The organism is Occultella gossypii (assembly GCF_019947135.1).
GTDB classification, from domain to species: domain Bacteria; phylum Actinomycetota; class Actinomycetes; order Actinomycetales; family Beutenbergiaceae; genus Occultella; species Occultella gossypii.
Map to the genome: position 1 here is coordinate 135,519 of NZ_JAGSHT010000003.1, position 15,165 is coordinate 150,683.

A 15,165-nucleotide genomic window follows, 5' to 3' on the forward strand; every position below is an offset into this window, starting at 1 on the left:
GGAAGACGTATCTCGAACAGAACAGGAAGGGGATGGCAATGACTGGTGTCAGCACCCGCGGCGTCATTTTCGTGCACTCCGCACCCCGGGCTCTGTGCCCGCACGTGGAGTGGGCAGCGGGCTCCGTCCTGGACGCCCGCGCGTCCTTCGACTGGACCCCGCAGCCGGCGGCGCCCGACCTGTTCCGTGCCGAACTGTCCTGGACCGGACCCGCGGGCACCGGTGCCCGCCTGGCGTCCGCCCTGCGTGGCTGGACGCATCTGCGCTACGAGGTCACCGAGGAGCCCTGCCTGGGCACCGACGGCGGCCGGTGGAGCCACACGCCGGATCTGGGCATCTTCCACGCCCAGGTGGACGTACACGGCAACGTCGTGGTGCCCGAGGACCGCATCCGGGCCGCCATGACGCACGCCGAGGAGCCCGCCCGGATGAAGCACGAGCTGGACCTGGCGCTCGGGCAGGCCTGGGACGACGAGCTCGAACCGTTCCGCTACGCCGGTGCCGGGGTCCCGGTGCGCTGGCTGCACCGCGTCGGCTGAGCCGGGCGAGGCCCGCACCCTCCCGGACCAGTGATGAGCGGCCCACACCTGCGCACCTCGCGCCGCGCCTCCGGAGGCGAGGTAGTGACCTCCACATCGAGGTAGTCGTCGCCAAGGGGGAATTGCTGACTACCTCGACGGCCACGTGACTACGTCGGCGTCCGGTGTGGGGAGCGGGCGCCCCGTCAGGAGCTCGTGAACACCAGCGTGGCGTTGTGACCGCCGAAGCCGAAGCCGTTGTTGACGGCCGCGATGTCGCCGTCACGCAGCGGACGGGGCACGTCCCGGACCAGGTCGATGGGCAGGTCCGGCTCGGGGTCGGAGACGTTGATCGTGGGCGGCGCCTGCCGGTCCACGATCGCCATGATCGTGAAGATCGACTCCAGCGCGCCGGCGCCACCGAGCAGGTGCCCGGTCATGGACTTCGTCGCCGAGATCGCCACGTGATCCGCGTCGTCGCCGAGTGCGCGGCGCATCGCTGCGGCCTCCACGCCGTCACCGGCGGGGGTGGACGTCGCGTGGGCGTTGACGTGCACCACGTCCGAGGCATGCACGCCGGCGTTCTCCAGGGCGAGCCGGAAGGCGCGCTCCTGCCCGGCGCCGGTGGGGTCGGGGGGCGCGACGGCGTAGGCGTCCGACGTGATCCCGAGGCCGGCCACGCGGGCGTAGATCCGGGCGCCGCGGGCGATGGCGTGGTCCTCACGCTCGAGCACGAGGACGCCGGCGCCCTCGCCGAGCACGAACCCGTCCCGGTTCACGTCGTAGGGGCGGGAGGCACCGGCCGGGTCGTCGTTGCGGGTGGACAGGGCCTGCATCTTCGCGAACGACGCGATCGGCAGTGGGTGGATGGCGGCCTCGGTGCCGCCGGCGACCACCACGTCCGCGCGGCCGGTGCGGATCATCTCCAGGCCGTAGCCGATCGCCTCGGCACCCGAGGCGCACGCGGAGACGGGGGTGTGGGCGCCCGCCTTGGCTCCGACCTCGATCGAGACATAGGCGGCGGGGGAGTTCGGCATCAGCATCGGGACGGTCAGCGGGAGCACCCGCCGCACGCCCTGGTCCCTGATGGTGTCCCAGGCGTTGACGAGGGTGATGACCCCGCCGATGCCGGAGGCGATCACGGCGCCGATGCGCTCACCCGGAAGTTCGGGGGACCCGGCGTCCGCCCAGGCCTCGCGAGCCGCGATCATCGCGAACTGTGCGCTGGGGTCCATCCGGCGGGTCTCGGGCCGGGACAGGACGTCCTCGGCAGGGACGGCCAGCTGGCCGGCGAATGTGACGGGCAGCTCGTACTGGCTGACCCAGTCCTGTTCGAGGGTACGCACGCCGGACTTGCCGGCGAGGGCGGCGGCCCAGGTCGTGGGGACGTCACCACCGAGCGGTGAGGTCGTTCCGAGGCCGGTCACAACTACGTTCGGTTGATCGCTCATCTGCGTACTCCAAGACTATGGACCAGGGGGTGGCCGCGCCGGGCGTGCGGATCACGCACGCCCGGCGGCAACCGGGGTCGGGACGAGGCTCAGGCCTGGGCCTGGGCGATGAAGCTCACGGCGTCACCGACGGTGTTGAGGTTCTTCACCTCTTCGTCCGGGATCCGGACCTCGAACTTCTCCTCGGCCAGGGTGACGATGGTCATCATCGACAGCGAGTCGATGTCGAGGTCATCGGTGAACGACTTGTCCTTCTGGACGGCGTCCGCGGGCAGGCCCGTCTCATCGTTCACGATCTCGGCCAGACCGGCCAGGATGTCCTCTTCGCTGTGCGCCATGCTTGCTCCATTCTCAGGGGTTTCATACGGGGTGGGAACAGTGTCCCCGACGCCGTGGTGACGGTGCCACCGCGGCGCGCTGGGCGGCCGGAGGAGGTTCGGGCGGCCCGAGCAGGTTCAGGGTAGGACCACGACCTGCGCGGCGTAGGCGAGCCCCGCGCCGAAGCCGATCTGCAGGGCGATGTCACCGCTCTTGGCCTGGCCCTCGCGGAGCAGGCGTTCGGTGGCCAGCGGGATCGACGCCGCGGAGGTGTTGCCGGTGTCGGCGATGTCGCGACCGACCACGATGTCCTCGCGGAACTTGATCAGCTTCAGGAGTTGGTCGGTGATCCGCATGTTGGCCTGGTGCGGGATGAACACGTCGATGTCCTCGAGCTGCAGCCCGGCGGCGTCGACGGCGCGTCGGGCGATGTTCGGCATCGAGGAGATCACCCACTTGAACACGGTCGGCCCGAGCTGGCGCAGCGTGGGGGTGGTCATCTGGGAGACCTCCTCGGCTGTCTCGGCGGTCTCCGGGACCGGCTCGCCGAGCTCCTCACGGCGGTAGTCCAGCCACGAGTGGGTCTGGTAGATCACCGAGGACTGCGAGCCGTCGCTGCCCCACACGGTCGGCCCGATCCCGGGCGTGTCCGAGCGGCCGACGATCGCGGCACCCGCGCCGTCACCGAGGAGGAACGAGATCGTGCGGTCGGTCGGGTCGATGAAGTCGCTCATCTTCTCGACGCCGATCACGAGCACGTTCTCGGCAGTCCCGGCGCGCACGAGCGCGTCCGCCTGGGCGATCCCGTAGCAGTAGCCGGCGCAGGCGGCGGAGACGTCGTACGCCGGCGCCGGGGTGGCGCCGATGGCGTCGGTGACGATGGTGGCCAGCGAGGGCGTCTGCTCGAAGTGGGTCACCGTGGAGACCAGGACCGCGTCCAGGTCGGCCCCGGTCAGGCCCGCCTTGGCCAGCGCGTCCTGCGCGGCGTCGACGGCGAGGTCCTTGACCGTCACGCCCTTCGCGGCGCGGGCCCTGGTCTTGATGCCGGTGCGCTGCTGGATCCACTCGTCCGAGGAGTTGATCGGGCCGACGATGTCGTCGTTCGGGACCAGTTCGCTGCCACGCGACCCCCCGACGGCGAGGATGCGGGAGCCGAGGACGGGCGTGTGCTGCGCAAGGGTCGGCTTGGTCATCGTGGCTCCTGGGTGGGTCGGGTGGTCCGGGCGGGTGTGGTCCGGTCCGGGCGGGCGGCCGCGTCGCGAGTGGGTCGCGGCCGGCAGGTGGTGGGTCGGCCGGTCATCCGCGGTGGCGGGCGATCAGGTCCGCGGCCGCGTCGAGGTCGGCGGGCGACTTCAGTGCGAGGGTCTCGACACCGCGCATGGTCCGGCGCGCGAGTCCGGTCAGGACCCCGCCGGGAGCGAGTTCGATCACGGCCTGCATACCGGATTCGAGGAGGGTGCTCTGGCAGAGGTCCCAACGCACCGGCGAGGAGATCTGCCGGACCAGCGCGGTCAGGGCGTCGGCGCCCGAGGCGACGGCGGCGCCGTCGGCGTTCGAGAGCAGGGTCAGTCGGGGGTCGGCCGGGGTGAGCGCAGCCGCGGCCGCGGCGACGGCCTCGACGGCCGGTGCCATGTACTTGGTGTGGAAGGCACCGGCTACGGCCAAGGCGATCACGCGGGCCTTCGCCGGGGGATCGTCGGCGAGGGCAGCGAGCCCGGGCAGCGCACCGGCGGCGACGATCTGCCCGCCGCCGTTGACGTTCGCGGCGACCAGGTCATGAGCGGCGAGGGCGGCCAGCACCTCGTCCGGGTCGCCACCGACGACGGCGGACATCCCGGTGGCTTCGGCGGCGGCGGCCTGCGCCATGGCTGCGCCGCGCACGGCCACCAGGCGCAGGGCGTCGGTCGCCGGCAGGACCCCGGCGGCGGCCACGGCGGCGAACTCACCGACGGAGTGTCCGGCGGCGGCACTCGCCCAGCCGGTGACGTCACCGGTGCGGGCCTGCAGCGCACTGAGCGCGAGCAGCGAGGTCGCCACGATCAGCGGTTGGGCGACGGCGGTGTCCTTGATGGTGTCCGCGTCGGCCGTCGTGCCCAGCGTCCGCAGGTCCAGCCCGATCGCCTCGGCGTAGCCGTCGAGTTCGTCGGACAACGAGCCGGCGACACCGTCGAGCTCGAGCCATGGGGCGAGCATGCCGGGGGACTGGGCGCCCTGACCAGGGCTGAGGACTGCGATCACCGTTCCACTCTTCCTGTGCGGTCCTGCCGGTGCGGGCGACGGATCGCACGAAGCTCCGTCGGGGGGATTGTGCGATTCCTACAATGGCACGGTTTCGGCGAGGCGTCCGATGGCGATCGCGATCTGGAGGACGAAGCCCTCCCGGGCCTGCGCCGGATCCCAGCCGGTGATGGTCGCGATCCGCTTGAGCCGGTACCGGACGGTGTTCGGGTGCACGTACAGCAGCCGTGCCGTGGCCTCGAGCGAGCGGCCCTCGTTCAGGTACACCGAGAGGGTCTCCAGAAGTGGCCCGCCGACCCCGAGCAGCGGACCGTAGACGTCCGCGAGCAGGGTCCGGTGCGCGTCTGGGTCCCCGAGCAGCATCCGCTCGGGGAGCAGTTCGTCGGCCAGCACCGGGCGCGGCGCGGACGGCCAGGCCGGCACCGCCTGCAGCGCGGACAGGGCCGCCCGGGCGGAGCGGCCCGCGTCGGCCAGCTCGCGTACCTGGGGGCCGATCACCACCGGCCCCGGCCCGAACCGGGCCAGCAGCTCCTCGGCCTGCTGGCGCAGGTTCCCGGTGCCTCCGAGGACCACGATCAGCCGGTTGCCCTGGATGCCCACGAGCGCGTCCTGGGCGGTGCGCCGCGCCGCCCGGCGCAGTTCCGCGGTGCCGACGTCGTCGAGTTCGCCCTCGGTGGTGCCGACCATCACCAGCGTGTTCCCGCGGCCCGCCCAACCCAGCGCGGCCACGCGCGAGTGCAGCGAGTCGTCGCCGTCACCGCGCAGCAGCGAGTCGACCACCAGGGCCTCCAGGCGGGCGTCCCACGCGCCGCGGGTCTCGGCCGCGCGGGCGTAGACCTCCGCGGCCGAGAACGCCACCTCGCGCGAGTACAGCAGCACCGACTCGCGTAGCTTGGAGTGCTGGCCGGGCGCCGCCAGCTGTTCGGTGTGTTCCTCGACGATCTCCACGACGATCCGCACCAGCTGGAGCGTGTGCTGCAGGGAGATCGACCGGGTCAGCTCCGGGGGCGCGGCCCGGAAGATCTCGGCGGCGTTGTACGAGCCGTGCTCGGGGTTCTCGTACCAGGCGATGAAGTTCGCGATCCCGGACTGGGCCACGAGGCCGATCCAGGAGCGGTCCTCGGCCGGCAGGGCCCGGTACCAGGGCAACTCGTCGTCCAGGCGGCGCATGGCGGCGGCGGTGAGCAGGTCGGTGCCGTGCCGCAGCCGGCGGACCATCTCCTGGGTGGCCGGTCGCTCGGCGTCGGCGGCGTCGCTCTTCGCTCGCGCATCCGCAGGTTCGCGAGCAGTCCTGTCCCGCTCCGATGCCGCGCTGTTCATGAGGTGAGGATACGGCCCGGATTGTGGAAAGCCCACAAACGACTGTCCCGGATCAGCGGGCCGGAGGCATGCCGCGGGTCGGTGGCCCGCCGCTCGGGGGCATCCCGCCCGGGCGGCGGAGCGCCGCGGCGACGGCGCTGCGCGCCACGGAGGCCACGAGGGTCCCGATCGCGATGCCGATGACGGCGTTGATGGCCGCCGTCGCGATTTTCGTGTCGAGCCCGGCGTCGGGTACGAAGGGCATCACGACCGCGATCACGGTGGCCAGGCCGATGACCCAGCCGAAGAAGCGCTGCGGCTGCGGGGTGGTCAGGATCAGCACATGCATGAGCGCGGTGGCGACCAGCGCCGCGAGGGCCGCCGCGCCGGCATACCAGAACGTGCTCGCGTCACCCCAGGCACCGTTACCCTCCGGCGCGAGGATCGAGATGCTGAGGACCCCGCGGCAGATCACGATCCCGGCGACCGCGATGAGTGCGGCCACCAGCGCAGTGGCGGCTCCTCCGGCCCAGAGTCTGCCCGCATCGATGGGTGGGTGGCTCGGCGGGGTTGCATTCTGCTGGGTCATGGCAGGTTCCTCCCGATCGGTACTGCGCTGTGGTCCGCCGTCATACTTGCGGCTTCGGCGCCCGGCCGGATCATTCGGCCCGGGTGAGAGTCGGTGCCGCCCTTCCGCTCGCCGGGTCGGTGGAGCGTCCGGGCGATATCCTCGCGGTATGTCATTCCTCACGCGACTCAGGGAGCTCTTCGCCCGACCGGCTCCGGCTCCGACGCCGGGGGCGCGGCGTCCCAGCCACGCCCCGCTGCCCGCGGACGCCGGCCAGGAGGACCGACTGCGTGAGCAGCTGGCCGCGGACCCCAACGACGTCGTCGCGTTCAACGAACTGGCCGAGCTCGTCCGGCGTCGGGCCAGCGAGGTGGAGCAGCCGGACCCGCTCAGCGCGGACACCGGGCCGATCGAGGCCTCCTCGGCGGACACCGCGCACTGGGCGCTCGCCGAGGAGCTGGCCGGCCGGCCGCGCGCCTGGTACCCGCTCGTCGAGCTCGCCCGGCTATCTCTGCTCGATGACAAGGAGGGGGCCATGCGCCGCCTCGGAGCCGCCTGCGAGCGTGACCCGAGCGGGAAGGCGCTCGCGTCCGGGATCAGCATGCTCCGGGACGCGCACATGCCCACGGACGCGCTCGGCCTCGGGGTGGGCCACTGGTCCCCGGCCGATCAGGACGCCGAGGCGGGCCGCCAGGTGATCCGGGCGGCTCTGGACGCCGGCCGGCCGACCGAGGCCCGCCGGCACCTGAGTGCCCTCGCCGAGTACGGGGCCGACCGGCCGGGCACGGCGGGCGTGGTCGCCGAGCTCGAGCCCTTCGTCGCCGCCGCGGAGGCGAGCGCGAAGACCTCCTGACCGGTCGCCGTCGGCTGCCTTCGAGGTCAGCCGACCGCGCCGCCGGCCCGCACACCGAACCGGACCACCTCGACCGTGGCGGTCGGCGTCAGGTCGGGGTAGTGCCCGCGGAGCCCGTCCCGCAGGCGCACAAGCGCCTCGGGGGAGTCGACCCCGGCCTGCTCCGGCCGGAGCAGGTCGAGCCGGTAGGAGGCCACCGAGTGCACCTCGCCCGGCAGCGTCCGCGGTGGGTCGTCCTCGAAGACGAGGAGCGCGGGCCCGACGGCGATCGGGTCGTCGTGTCTGACGGTGACGGTCTTGCGGCCGGTCACCACGTCGTCGTAGTACCGCTTGTTGAAGCGCACCAAGCGGGCGGGGCGGGCGTCCCGGTGGTTGTAGGTCTCGGGCAGCAACGTGTTGAGCGTGCGTAGCTGCGGCCCGTTCGCGCCGGGCACGGCCACCAGGATGTCCGGGTGGAGCTCGACGAGCACCTGCCGGCAGCGGCCGCACGGCTCGATCACGCCCCGACCGCCGTCGCCCGCGGCGGCTATGGTCAGCAGCGGGCCGGCGTCGGCCGCGGCCGCGACCCCGAGCGCGACCAGTTCGGCGCACGGGCCACCGGTGAAATGGTAGACGTTCACACCGGTGTGGATCCGCCCCCGGGTGTCCATCACGGCGGCCGCCACGGTGTGGTTCGGGTCGGCGCCGAGCCGCCCGGCCAGGGCCACGGCCGCGTCGACCACCCGGCGTTCGGAGTCGAGGAGGTCCATGCGGCCATCCTGCCGCATCGGGCCCGGACGCCCCTCGTCCGGCGAAGCACCACCGACCAGCGTGCCGATGACGACGAACGCCGACCCCCGCCGTCGTGCGGCAGTGATCGGCGTCCGAACGCCAGGCCCTCAGGCGGTCAGGAGTCGCCCCCGGCGGTGCCGGTGGTGCCGGCGTTGACGTCGAGGAGGCGGTAGCGCTCCACGGCCTGGGCCGGCGCGGAGGCGTCGATCTCGCCGCGCTTGGCCAGGGCCTGCAGCGCCCGGGTGACGATCGAGTGGGTGTCGATCAGGAAGTGACGACGCACCGCGGGCCGGGTGTCGGAGAAGCCGAAGCCGTCCGCACCGAGCGTCCAGTAGTCGCCCGGGACCCACGCCCGGATCTGGTCCGGCAGCTGGAAGTCGTAGTCCGTCGAGGCGATGTACGGGCCTCCGGCGTCCTTCAGCTTCGCGGTCACGTAGGGCTCGCGCTGCTCCCCGGTCGGGTCGATGAACGCCTGCCGGTCCGCGGCGAGACCGTCGCGGCGCAGTTCGGTCCAGCTGGTCACCGACCAGACGTCCGCCTGCACACCCCACTCGTTGGCGAGGATCTCCTTGGCCTCCAGCGCCCACGGCACCGAGACCCCGGAGGCGAGCAGCTGGGCCCGGGGGCCCTCGCCGTCGGCCGTGGCGATCTTGTGGATCCCGCGCAGGATGCCGTCGACGTCCACGTCCTCCGGCTCGGCCGGCTGGATCATCGGCTCGTTGTACACCGTGAGGTAGTACATGACGTTCGGGTCGCGGTGATCACCCTCGCCGTACATCCGCTGCAGACCGTCCTTGACGATGTGCCGGATCTCGTACCCGTAGGCCGGGTCGTAGGAGACCACCGCGGTGTTCGTCGAGGCGAGGATCGGGGAGTGCCCGTCGGCGTGCTGCAGGCCCTCACCGGTCAGCGTGGTCCGGCCGGCCGTGGCGGCGATCAGGAAGCCACGGGTGAGCTGGTCACCGGCGGCCCAGAACTGGTCACCGGTGCGCTGGAAGCCGAACATCGAGTAGTAGAAGTAGAACGGCACCAGCACTTCGCCGTGGGTGGCGTAGGACGTCCCCACGGACTGGAACGCGGCCGCCGAACCGGCCTCGTTGATCCCGGTGTGCAGCAGGCCGCCGGCCTCGGACTCCTTGTAGGAGAGCAGCAGGTCGCGGTCCACGGACAGGTAGTGCTGACCGTTGGTGTTGAAGATCTTCAGCGACGGGAAGATCGCGTCGAGGCCGAACGTGCGGGCCTCGTCGGGGATGATCGGCACGATCCGCTTGCCGAAGTCCTTGTCACGGAGCAGGTCCTTGAACAGCTGGACGAGCGCCATCGTGGTGGCGACCTCCTGCTGCCCGGAGCCCTTCGCGAGCCGCTCGTAGGACTTGTCCGCGGGCAGCGTCACCGCGGTGTACTTGCTGCGCCGCTCGGGCAGGTACCCGCCGAGCTGACGGCGCCGGTCGATCATGTACTCGATCTCGGGGGCGTCCGCACCCGGGTGGTAGTACGGCGGCAGGTAGGGGTCTTCCTCGATCTGGGCGTCGGTGATCGGGATCCGCAGCGAGTCGCGCAGGAGCTTGAGGTCGTTCTCCTTGAGCTTCTTCATCTGGTGGGTCGCGTTGCGCGCAGCGAACGAGGAACCCAGGCCGTAGCCCTTGATGGTGTGCGCCAGGATGACGGTCGGCTGACCGGTGTGGTTCACCGCGGCGTTGTAGGCCGCGTAGAGCTTGCGGTAGTCGTGACCGCCGCGCTTGAGCGCCCAGATGTCGTCGTCCGTCATCTTGGACACCAGGGCCTTGGTGCGCGGGTCGCGCCCGAAGAAGTGCTCCCGGATGAACGCGCCGTTCTCGGCGCGGTACGTCTGGTAGTCGCCGTCGGGGGTGTTGTTCATCAGGTTCACCAGGGCGCGGTCCTTGTCCGCCTCCAGCAGCGGGTCCCACTCGCGTCCCCAGATGGTCTTGATGACGTTCCAGCCGGCGCCCCGGAAGAAGCCCTCGAGCTCCTGGATGATCTTGCCGTTGCCGCGCACCGGGCCGTCGAGGCGCTGCAGGTTGCAGTTGATCACGAACGTGAGGTTGTCCAGGTTCTGCTGCGCGGCGAGCTGCAGCATGCCGCGGGACTCGGGCTCGTCCATCTCGCCGTCGCCGAGGAAGGCCCAGACGTGCTGCTGTGAGGTGTCCTTGATGCCGCGGTACTGCATGAACCGGTTGACCCACGCCTGGTAGATCGCCGACGCCGGGCCGAGGCCCATCGAGACGGTCGGGAACTCCCAGAAATCGGGCATGTTCCGCGGGTGCGGGTAGGAGGAGAGGCCGCCGCCGTCGTGCGAGAGCTCCTGGCGGAACCCGTCGAGCTGGTGCTCGGACAGGCGCCCCTCGAGGAACGCACGGGCGTACATGCCGGGGGCCGCGTGGCCCTGGAAGTAGATCTGGTCGCCGCCGCCGGGGTGGTCCTTGCCGCGGAAGAAGTGGTTCAGGCCGACCTCGTACAGGGTGGCCACGGAGGCGTAGGAGGAGATGTGACCGCCGACGGCGATGCCCGGCCGTTGCGCCCGCGTCACCATCACTGCGGAGTTCCACCGCAGGTAGGAGCGGTAGCGGCGCTCGACGGCCTCGTCACCGGGGAAGTAGGGCTCGTCGTGCACGCCGATCGTGTTCACGTACGGGGTGGTGATCGAGGACGGGACGGTCACGTCCCGCTCCCGCGCACGCTTGAGCATGTTCAGCAGCACGTAGCGCGCCCGCGGGCCACCGCGTTCGTCGATGAGTCCGTCGAGTGACTCCAACCACTCGTCGGTCTCCTCGGGGTCGATGTCGGGGACCTGGCTGAGTAGGCCGTTGATCAGCGGTCCGGCCTCGTTGCGTGACGTCACGACTCTCTTCTCTCCGGCGCCTGGGTCGGCGCCACAGTTACATCTGCCCGGTCTCAGGCGGGCACGTGTGGTGCGGTACTGACGATCCTATGGTCCGCACTTGGCTAAGTGGAGTCTGAACCAACAGATGTGACGCGACCGACAGTGATCGCGCCATAGGATCGGGTCACCGCCCGGCCTTGCGCCGAGACCTACTGTGCGGTGGGGTAGGACATCAACCCCGCACCGGCGGGACAGACCAGCAGTCGATAGCAAGGAGTAACAGACGTGGAAGCGACCGCGGGTTCCGTGGCCAGTCCGTCCGGCGACCAGCCCACCTCGCGGTTCGGGGTGGGTAGTGGGCAGGTCATCCAGGAGTTCGGTTATGACGATGACGTCGACGAGGAACTCCGGGCGGAACTCGAGAAGGCCGCCGGGCACGAACTGGTCGACGAGTACTACGACGACGTGACCGACGCGGCGATCCTGTGGTGGCGCGAGGATGACGGCGACGTCCAGGACCTCACCGACGTCATGGTCGACGCCCAGGAGATGCTCGAGGACGGCGGCCTGATCTGGGTCTTCACCCCGAAGTCAGGTCGCGACGGGCACGTGAAGCCCGCCGACTTCGAGGAGGCCGCCAGCACCGCGGGCCTGCACGCCACCAGCGCCATCTCAGCGGCGCAGCACTGGTCCGGGATCCGCCTGACCGCGCGCGGTCGCGGCAAGTGAACGTGCTGCCGGCGCCGGGGGAGCCCGCGCCGGACTTCACGGCCGAGGACACCCACGGCACTCCGGTCACCCTCTCCGCGCTGCGCGGCACCCCCGTGGCGCTGGTGTTCTTCCCGTTCGCGTTCTCCGGCATCTGCACGGGCGAGTTCTGCGAACTCCGGGACAACCTCGGTGCGTTCGAGCGCGCCGGAGTGCGCCTGCTCGGCATCAGTTGCGACTCGAAGTTCGCCCTGCGGGCCTGGGGTGAACAGGAGCGGCTCGGTTTCGATCTGCTCAGCGACTTCTGGCCGCACGGGCAGATCGCCCGCTCCTACGGCGTGTTCGACGCCGAGTCCGGCCTCGCCCTGCGCGGCAGCCTGCTCCTCGACGCCGACGGCGTGGTGCGCTGGTCCGTGCTGAACCCGCGCGGGCAGGCGCGGCCGCTGGACGGCTACCTGCGCGCCCTCGACGCCCTGGTCGTGTGAGCACCCGGCGGCAACGAGAGGTCGCCGCCGGTGCGGGTGGCGACTACCTGCGCCCCGGACCGCTGGCGCTCGCGCACCGGGGCGGCGCCGGGTACGAGCTGAACGCGGGGATCGAGAACTCCCTGCGCGCGGTGCGCAACGCCGTCGACCTCGGCTTCACGTACGTCGAGACCGACGTGCGCGCAAGCGCCGACGGCGTCCCTTTCGTCTTCCACGACCCGGACCTTTCCCGGGTGGTGGGTTCCGCCGTCGACGTGCATTCGCTGACCGCCGCCGACCTGCGGGCGGCCACCCTCGCCGGTGGCGAGTCCATCCCCACGTTGGCGGAGCTGCTCGAGGAGTTCCCGGCCATCCGGTTCAACATCGACGTGAAGTCGGACGACGTGGCCGCGCCGGCGCTCGCCGTGATCGAGGCGCAGCGTGCGTTCGACCGGGTCCTGATCGCGGCGTTCGACCACCGCCGGCTGCAGCGGGTCCGGCGCGCGCACCCGGAGGCGGCCACCTCCGGCTCGCCGCTGGAGACGGCGTCCCTGCGGTGGGGCGTGGGCGCCGCCCGGTCGCTGGCCGCCCGCAACGGCGTGGTCTGCCTGCAGGTGCCGACGACGTTCCGCGGACGGGCCCTGGTGACCGAGTCGTTCGTGGCGACCGCGCACCGTTACGGGCTCCAGGTGCACGTGTGGACCATCGACGACGCGGACACGATGAACGCTCTGTTCGACCTCGGCGTGGACGGCATCGTCGCCGACCGCATCGACGTGCTCCGGGACGTGCTGAGCGCCCGTGGTGCCTGGCCGCAGCCGTGACCGGCGGGGCCGTGTGCGCTTGCTAGTCTTGGTACCCGCCAGGGCCTATAGCTCAGTTGGTTAGAGCGTCGCGTTTACACCGCGGATGTCGGGGGTTCGAGTCCCTCTGGGCCCACCCTGCGGATGTCAAGGGACACCCTGCATCCGTCAACGCACGTGCTGGGGGGACGAGATGATCGATTCGTACGATGTGGTCTCACGGGTCGCTGCCGGGTTGGGTGTGAACTCGGTGCCCACGCCCATGACCCGCGCGACCGCGGACGGCGCCAAGAAGATCGGCATGGTCGAGCTACCCGACTGTCCACAGACGGGGGTGACCTCGTGGGCCACCGTGGCCGCCAGTTTCTTCCCGTCCGGGTATCGGACGCGCGATGGGCGACCGATCGGTGTCGAGTTCGTCGTCGGCATCGATTCGCGATGGACCCTCATGGGCGACGCCGCGGCCGCGTGCGCCTTCCAGATCGGCGAACCGAACGAGGTGCGGCCCGGGACGGTGTACCGGAGCGCGATCGGCAACTGCTACCCCGAGGCGAGCACCCCACACCTGATGTCGGTGCCGCCGTTCCTCTGGAACTCCTTCGAGCCCTACAGCGACGCCGACGTCCACGTCACCTGGCTGCAGCTCGTGCCGGTCACGGAGGACGAGGCCGCGTACTGCCTGGCGCACGGGTTCGACGCACTCGGCGACGCGTTCGCGCGGGAACAGCCGGACCTGTACTCGATCGAGCGGGAGAGCGTCCGACTGAGTCGGGAGGGCTGACGGTCCTCGGGGGTCACCACGCGCCCGGGGCGTAGTCCTTCAGGAAGACGCCGAAGAGGTCCTCACCGGCCTCGCCGCGCACGATGGGGTCGTAGACGCGGGCGGCACCGTCGACGAGATCGAGCGGTGCGTGGAAACCCTCCTCGGCGAGGCGCACCTTCGTGGGGTGTGGGCGTTCGTCGGTGATCCATCCGGTGTCGACGCTGGTCATGAGGATGCCATCGGTCTCGAACATCTCGCGCGCGCTGGTGCGGGTCAGCATGTTGACGGCCGCTTTGGCCATGTTGGTGTGCGGGTGCCCCGGGCCCTTGTAGCCGCGACCGAAGACGCCTTCCATCGCGCTCACGTTGACGACGTAGGTGCGCCGGGCGCTGCTCGCCGCCAGCGACGGCCGCAGCATCGAGACGAGCAGGAAGGGGGCCGTCGTGTTCGCCAGCTGCACCTCGAGCATCTCGAGCGGGTCGACCTCGCCGACGCGTTGAGTCCACGAGTTCACGTGGTCGAGATCGGGAATCAGCCCGCCGGCATCGATCGCGTTTCCCGCCGCGAGCCGCTCGAGCGAACTGGAACCGGCCGCCATCGCCTGCTCGGTGAGCTCGTCGGCGCGGGAAGCGGCGGCAGCGAGGATGGGATGCGCGCTCACCGAGCGCTCCAGTGCCTGCGGATGCTGGTCGTTCGTGTGACCGAACGTGATGAGTTCGGGTAGCGGCCCGTCGGGCAGCGGGGCGAGCTCGGCATCCACCAGGGGCTGGTACGACCCTGGTGAGCGACGCACGGTCTGGGTGGCGTTGTTGATCAGGATGTCGAGGCTCCCCGCCGATGCGACGTCCTCTGCGAGGCCGATGACCTGTGCCGGATCACGCAGGTCGATCCCGACGACCTTGAGGCGGTCGATCCAGTCGGATGCATCGGGAAGGCGGCTGAAGCGGCGCACGGCGTCGCGCGGGAACCGAGTCGTGATCGTCGTGTGCGCACCGTCACGCAACAGGCGCAGGGCGATGTACATGCCGATCTTCGCGCGGCCGCCGGTCAGCAGAGCGCGCTTGCCGGTCAGGTCGGTGCGCGCGTCACGCTTCGCGTGACTCATCGCCGCGCACGTCGGGCACAGCTGGTGATAGAACGCGTCGACGACGGTGTATCGCTGCTTGCAGATGTAGCAACCACGCGCCTTGAGCAGGGTGCCCGCCGTCGGCGCCTCAGTGGCGGTGGTGATCGGGATGCCACGCGTCTCGTCGTCGATCCGGTCCGCCGCGCCCGTCGCCGTGGCGGCGACCACTTCGCGGTCCGCCTGGGCGATCGCGTCGCGGATCTCGCGGCGGCGCACCTGCTTCACGGCCTTGAACATCTTCGCCGTCGCCCGGCGCACGGCGACGAAGTCGGGGTGCGCCTCGTCGAGTCCGGCCATGGACTCCAGGACCTTGAGGGTGATCGCGAGATCCGTCGAGTCGATGCCGCTGGGGGGCAGGTCGGAAGTGGCGGAAGTCTGTGGGGGCACACGCGATTCTACGTCGGCCGGATGATCGGAACGTGTGACGGCCCGATGCGCCGACC

Annotated in this window: 15 protein-coding genes and 1 tRNA gene; 7 read left to right on the forward strand and 9 right to left on the reverse strand. The window is 71.0% G+C overall.

What is annotated here, in order from left to right; all coding sequences use genetic code 11:
- Window positions 1-38: 38 nt before the first annotated feature.
- Window positions 39-539, forward strand: a complete 501-nt coding sequence (locus KCQ71_RS03865) for a DUF3145 domain-containing protein (protein WP_223403017.1) — start codon at window positions 39-41, stop codon at window positions 537-539.
- Between the two features lie 185 nt (window positions 540-724).
- Here KCQ71_RS03865 and KCQ71_RS03870 read toward each other — a convergent pair whose 3' ends face one another.
- The 6 genes from KCQ71_RS03870 to KCQ71_RS03895 all read right to left on the reverse strand — a co-directional run bounded on the left by KCQ71_RS03870 (window position 725) and on the right by KCQ71_RS03895 (window position 6,413).
- The gene (locus KCQ71_RS03870; RefSeq protein WP_223403019.1) at window positions 725-1,969 is read right to left on the reverse strand and encodes a beta-ketoacyl-[acyl-carrier-protein] synthase family protein; all 1,245 of its coding nucleotides are present in this window, start codon (window positions 1,967-1,969) and stop codon (window positions 725-727) included.
- An 89-nt stretch (window positions 1,970-2,058) separates the two neighbouring features.
- Window positions 2,059-2,307 (reverse strand): acyl carrier protein, encoded by a 249-nt coding sequence (locus tag KCQ71_RS03875; protein ID WP_133109258.1) that lies wholly within the window; start codon window positions 2,305-2,307, stop codon window positions 2,059-2,061.
- Between the two features lie 117 nt (window positions 2,308-2,424).
- The gene (locus tag KCQ71_RS03880) at window positions 2,425-3,480 is read right to left on the reverse strand and encodes a beta-ketoacyl-ACP synthase III (RefSeq protein WP_223403020.1); all 1,056 of its coding nucleotides are present in this window, start codon (window positions 3,478-3,480) and stop codon (window positions 2,425-2,427) included.
- A gap of 103 nt (window positions 3,481-3,583) precedes the next feature.
- Window positions 3,584-4,525, reverse strand: coding sequence for an ACP S-malonyltransferase (locus KCQ71_RS03885; RefSeq protein WP_223403021.1), 942 nt, complete (start codon window positions 4,523-4,525; stop codon window positions 3,584-3,586).
- A gap of 78 nt (window positions 4,526-4,603) precedes the next feature.
- A complete protein-coding gene (locus KCQ71_RS03890; RefSeq protein ID WP_372453915.1) occupies window positions 4,604-5,845 on the reverse strand; it encodes a PucR family transcriptional regulator in 1,242 nt (413 codons plus the stop codon).
- 52 nt (window positions 5,846-5,897) lie between these two features.
- Window positions 5,898-6,413 (reverse strand): DUF6069 family protein, encoded by a 516-nt coding sequence (locus tag KCQ71_RS03895; RefSeq protein WP_223403022.1) that lies wholly within the window; start codon window positions 6,411-6,413, stop codon window positions 5,898-5,900.
- A gap of 148 nt (window positions 6,414-6,561) precedes the next feature.
- On the opposite strand from KCQ71_RS03895, the gene KCQ71_RS03900 reads away from it, so the two are divergent.
- Window positions 6,562-7,245: a hypothetical protein gene (locus KCQ71_RS03900; protein WP_223403023.1), complete on the forward strand. Its 684-nt coding sequence runs from the start codon at window positions 6,562-6,564 to the stop codon at window positions 7,243-7,245.
- Between the two features lie 26 nt (window positions 7,246-7,271).
- On the opposite strand, the gene KCQ71_RS03905 is transcribed toward KCQ71_RS03900, so the two are convergent.
- Both KCQ71_RS03905 and aceE read right to left on the reverse strand, forming a co-directional pair.
- A complete protein-coding gene (locus tag KCQ71_RS03905) occupies window positions 7,272-7,994 on the reverse strand; it encodes a hypothetical protein (RefSeq protein ID WP_223403024.1) in 723 nt (240 codons plus the stop codon).
- Between the two features lie 137 nt (window positions 7,995-8,131).
- Window positions 8,132-10,876: a pyruvate dehydrogenase (acetyl-transferring), homodimeric type gene (gene aceE / locus KCQ71_RS03910; RefSeq protein ID WP_223403026.1), complete on the reverse strand. Its 2,745-nt coding sequence runs from the start codon at window positions 10,874-10,876 to the stop codon at window positions 8,132-8,134.
- 267 nt (window positions 10,877-11,143) lie between these two features.
- Here aceE and KCQ71_RS03915 point away from each other — a divergent pair, with 267 nt between their 5' ends.
- From KCQ71_RS03915 to KCQ71_RS03935, 5 genes are all read left to right on the forward strand, one after another.
- A complete protein-coding gene (locus KCQ71_RS03915; RefSeq protein WP_223403028.1) occupies window positions 11,144-11,587 on the forward strand; it encodes a DUF3052 domain-containing protein in 444 nt (147 codons plus the stop codon).
- Window positions 11,584-12,051 (forward strand): peroxiredoxin, encoded by a 468-nt coding sequence (locus tag KCQ71_RS03920; RefSeq protein ID WP_372453916.1) that lies wholly within the window; start codon window positions 11,584-11,586, stop codon window positions 12,049-12,051. The genes KCQ71_RS03915 and KCQ71_RS03920 overlap by 4 nt, the downstream gene beginning before the upstream one ends.
- Window positions 12,048-12,854, forward strand: a complete 807-nt coding sequence (locus KCQ71_RS03925) for a glycerophosphodiester phosphodiesterase family protein (protein WP_223403030.1) — start codon at window positions 12,048-12,050, stop codon at window positions 12,852-12,854. Before KCQ71_RS03920 ends, KCQ71_RS03925 begins: the two co-directional genes overlap by 4 nt.
- A gap of 41 nt (window positions 12,855-12,895) precedes the next feature.
- A tRNA-Val gene (locus tag KCQ71_RS03930) sits at window positions 12,896-12,969 on the forward strand.
- Between the two features lie 57 nt (window positions 12,970-13,026).
- Window positions 13,027-13,614, forward strand: a complete 588-nt coding sequence (locus KCQ71_RS03935; protein WP_223403032.1) for a suppressor of fused domain protein — start codon at window positions 13,027-13,029, stop codon at window positions 13,612-13,614.
- A 13-nt stretch (window positions 13,615-13,627) separates the two neighbouring features.
- Here KCQ71_RS03935 and KCQ71_RS03940 read toward each other — a convergent pair whose 3' ends face one another.
- Complete coding sequence (locus KCQ71_RS03940) at window positions 13,628-15,109, reverse strand: SDR family NAD(P)-dependent oxidoreductase (protein WP_223403034.1); 1,482 nt, start codon at window positions 15,107-15,109, stop codon at window positions 13,628-13,630.
- Window positions 15,110-15,165: the final 56 nt, after the last annotated feature.

What these genes read in the sequence shown, in the direction of transcription:
- KCQ71_RS03865 (WP_223403017.1), top strand. Translation starts at nt 39, where the DNA reads ATGACTGGTGTCAGCACCCGCGGCGTCATTTTCGTGCACTCCGCACCC.
- KCQ71_RS03870 (WP_223403019.1), bottom strand. Translation starts at nt 1,969, where the DNA reads ATGAGCGATCAACCGAACGTAGTTGTGACCGGCCTCGGAACGACCTCA.
- KCQ71_RS03875 (WP_133109258.1), bottom strand. Translation starts at nt 2,307, where the DNA reads ATGGCGCACAGCGAAGAGGACATCCTGGCCGGTCTGGCCGAGATCGTG.
- KCQ71_RS03880 (WP_223403020.1), bottom strand. Translation starts at nt 3,480, where the DNA reads ATGACCAAGCCGACCCTTGCGCAGCACACGCCCGTCCTCGGCTCCCGC.
- KCQ71_RS03890 (WP_372453915.1), bottom strand. Translation starts at nt 5,845, where the DNA reads ATGAACAGCGCGGCATCGGAGCGGGACAGGACTGCTCGCGAACCTGCG.
- KCQ71_RS03895 (WP_223403022.1), bottom strand. Translation starts at nt 6,413, where the DNA reads ATGACCCAGCAGAATGCAACCCCGCCGAGCCACCCACCCATCGATGCG.
- KCQ71_RS03900 (WP_223403023.1), top strand. Translation starts at nt 6,562, where the DNA reads ATGTCATTCCTCACGCGACTCAGGGAGCTCTTCGCCCGACCGGCTCCG.
- KCQ71_RS03905 (WP_223403024.1), bottom strand. Translation starts at nt 7,994, where the DNA reads ATGGACCTCCTCGACTCCGAACGCCGGGTGGTCGACGCGGCCGTGGCC.
- KCQ71_RS03935 (WP_223403032.1), top strand. Translation starts at nt 13,027, where the DNA reads ATGATCGATTCGTACGATGTGGTCTCACGGGTCGCTGCCGGGTTGGGT.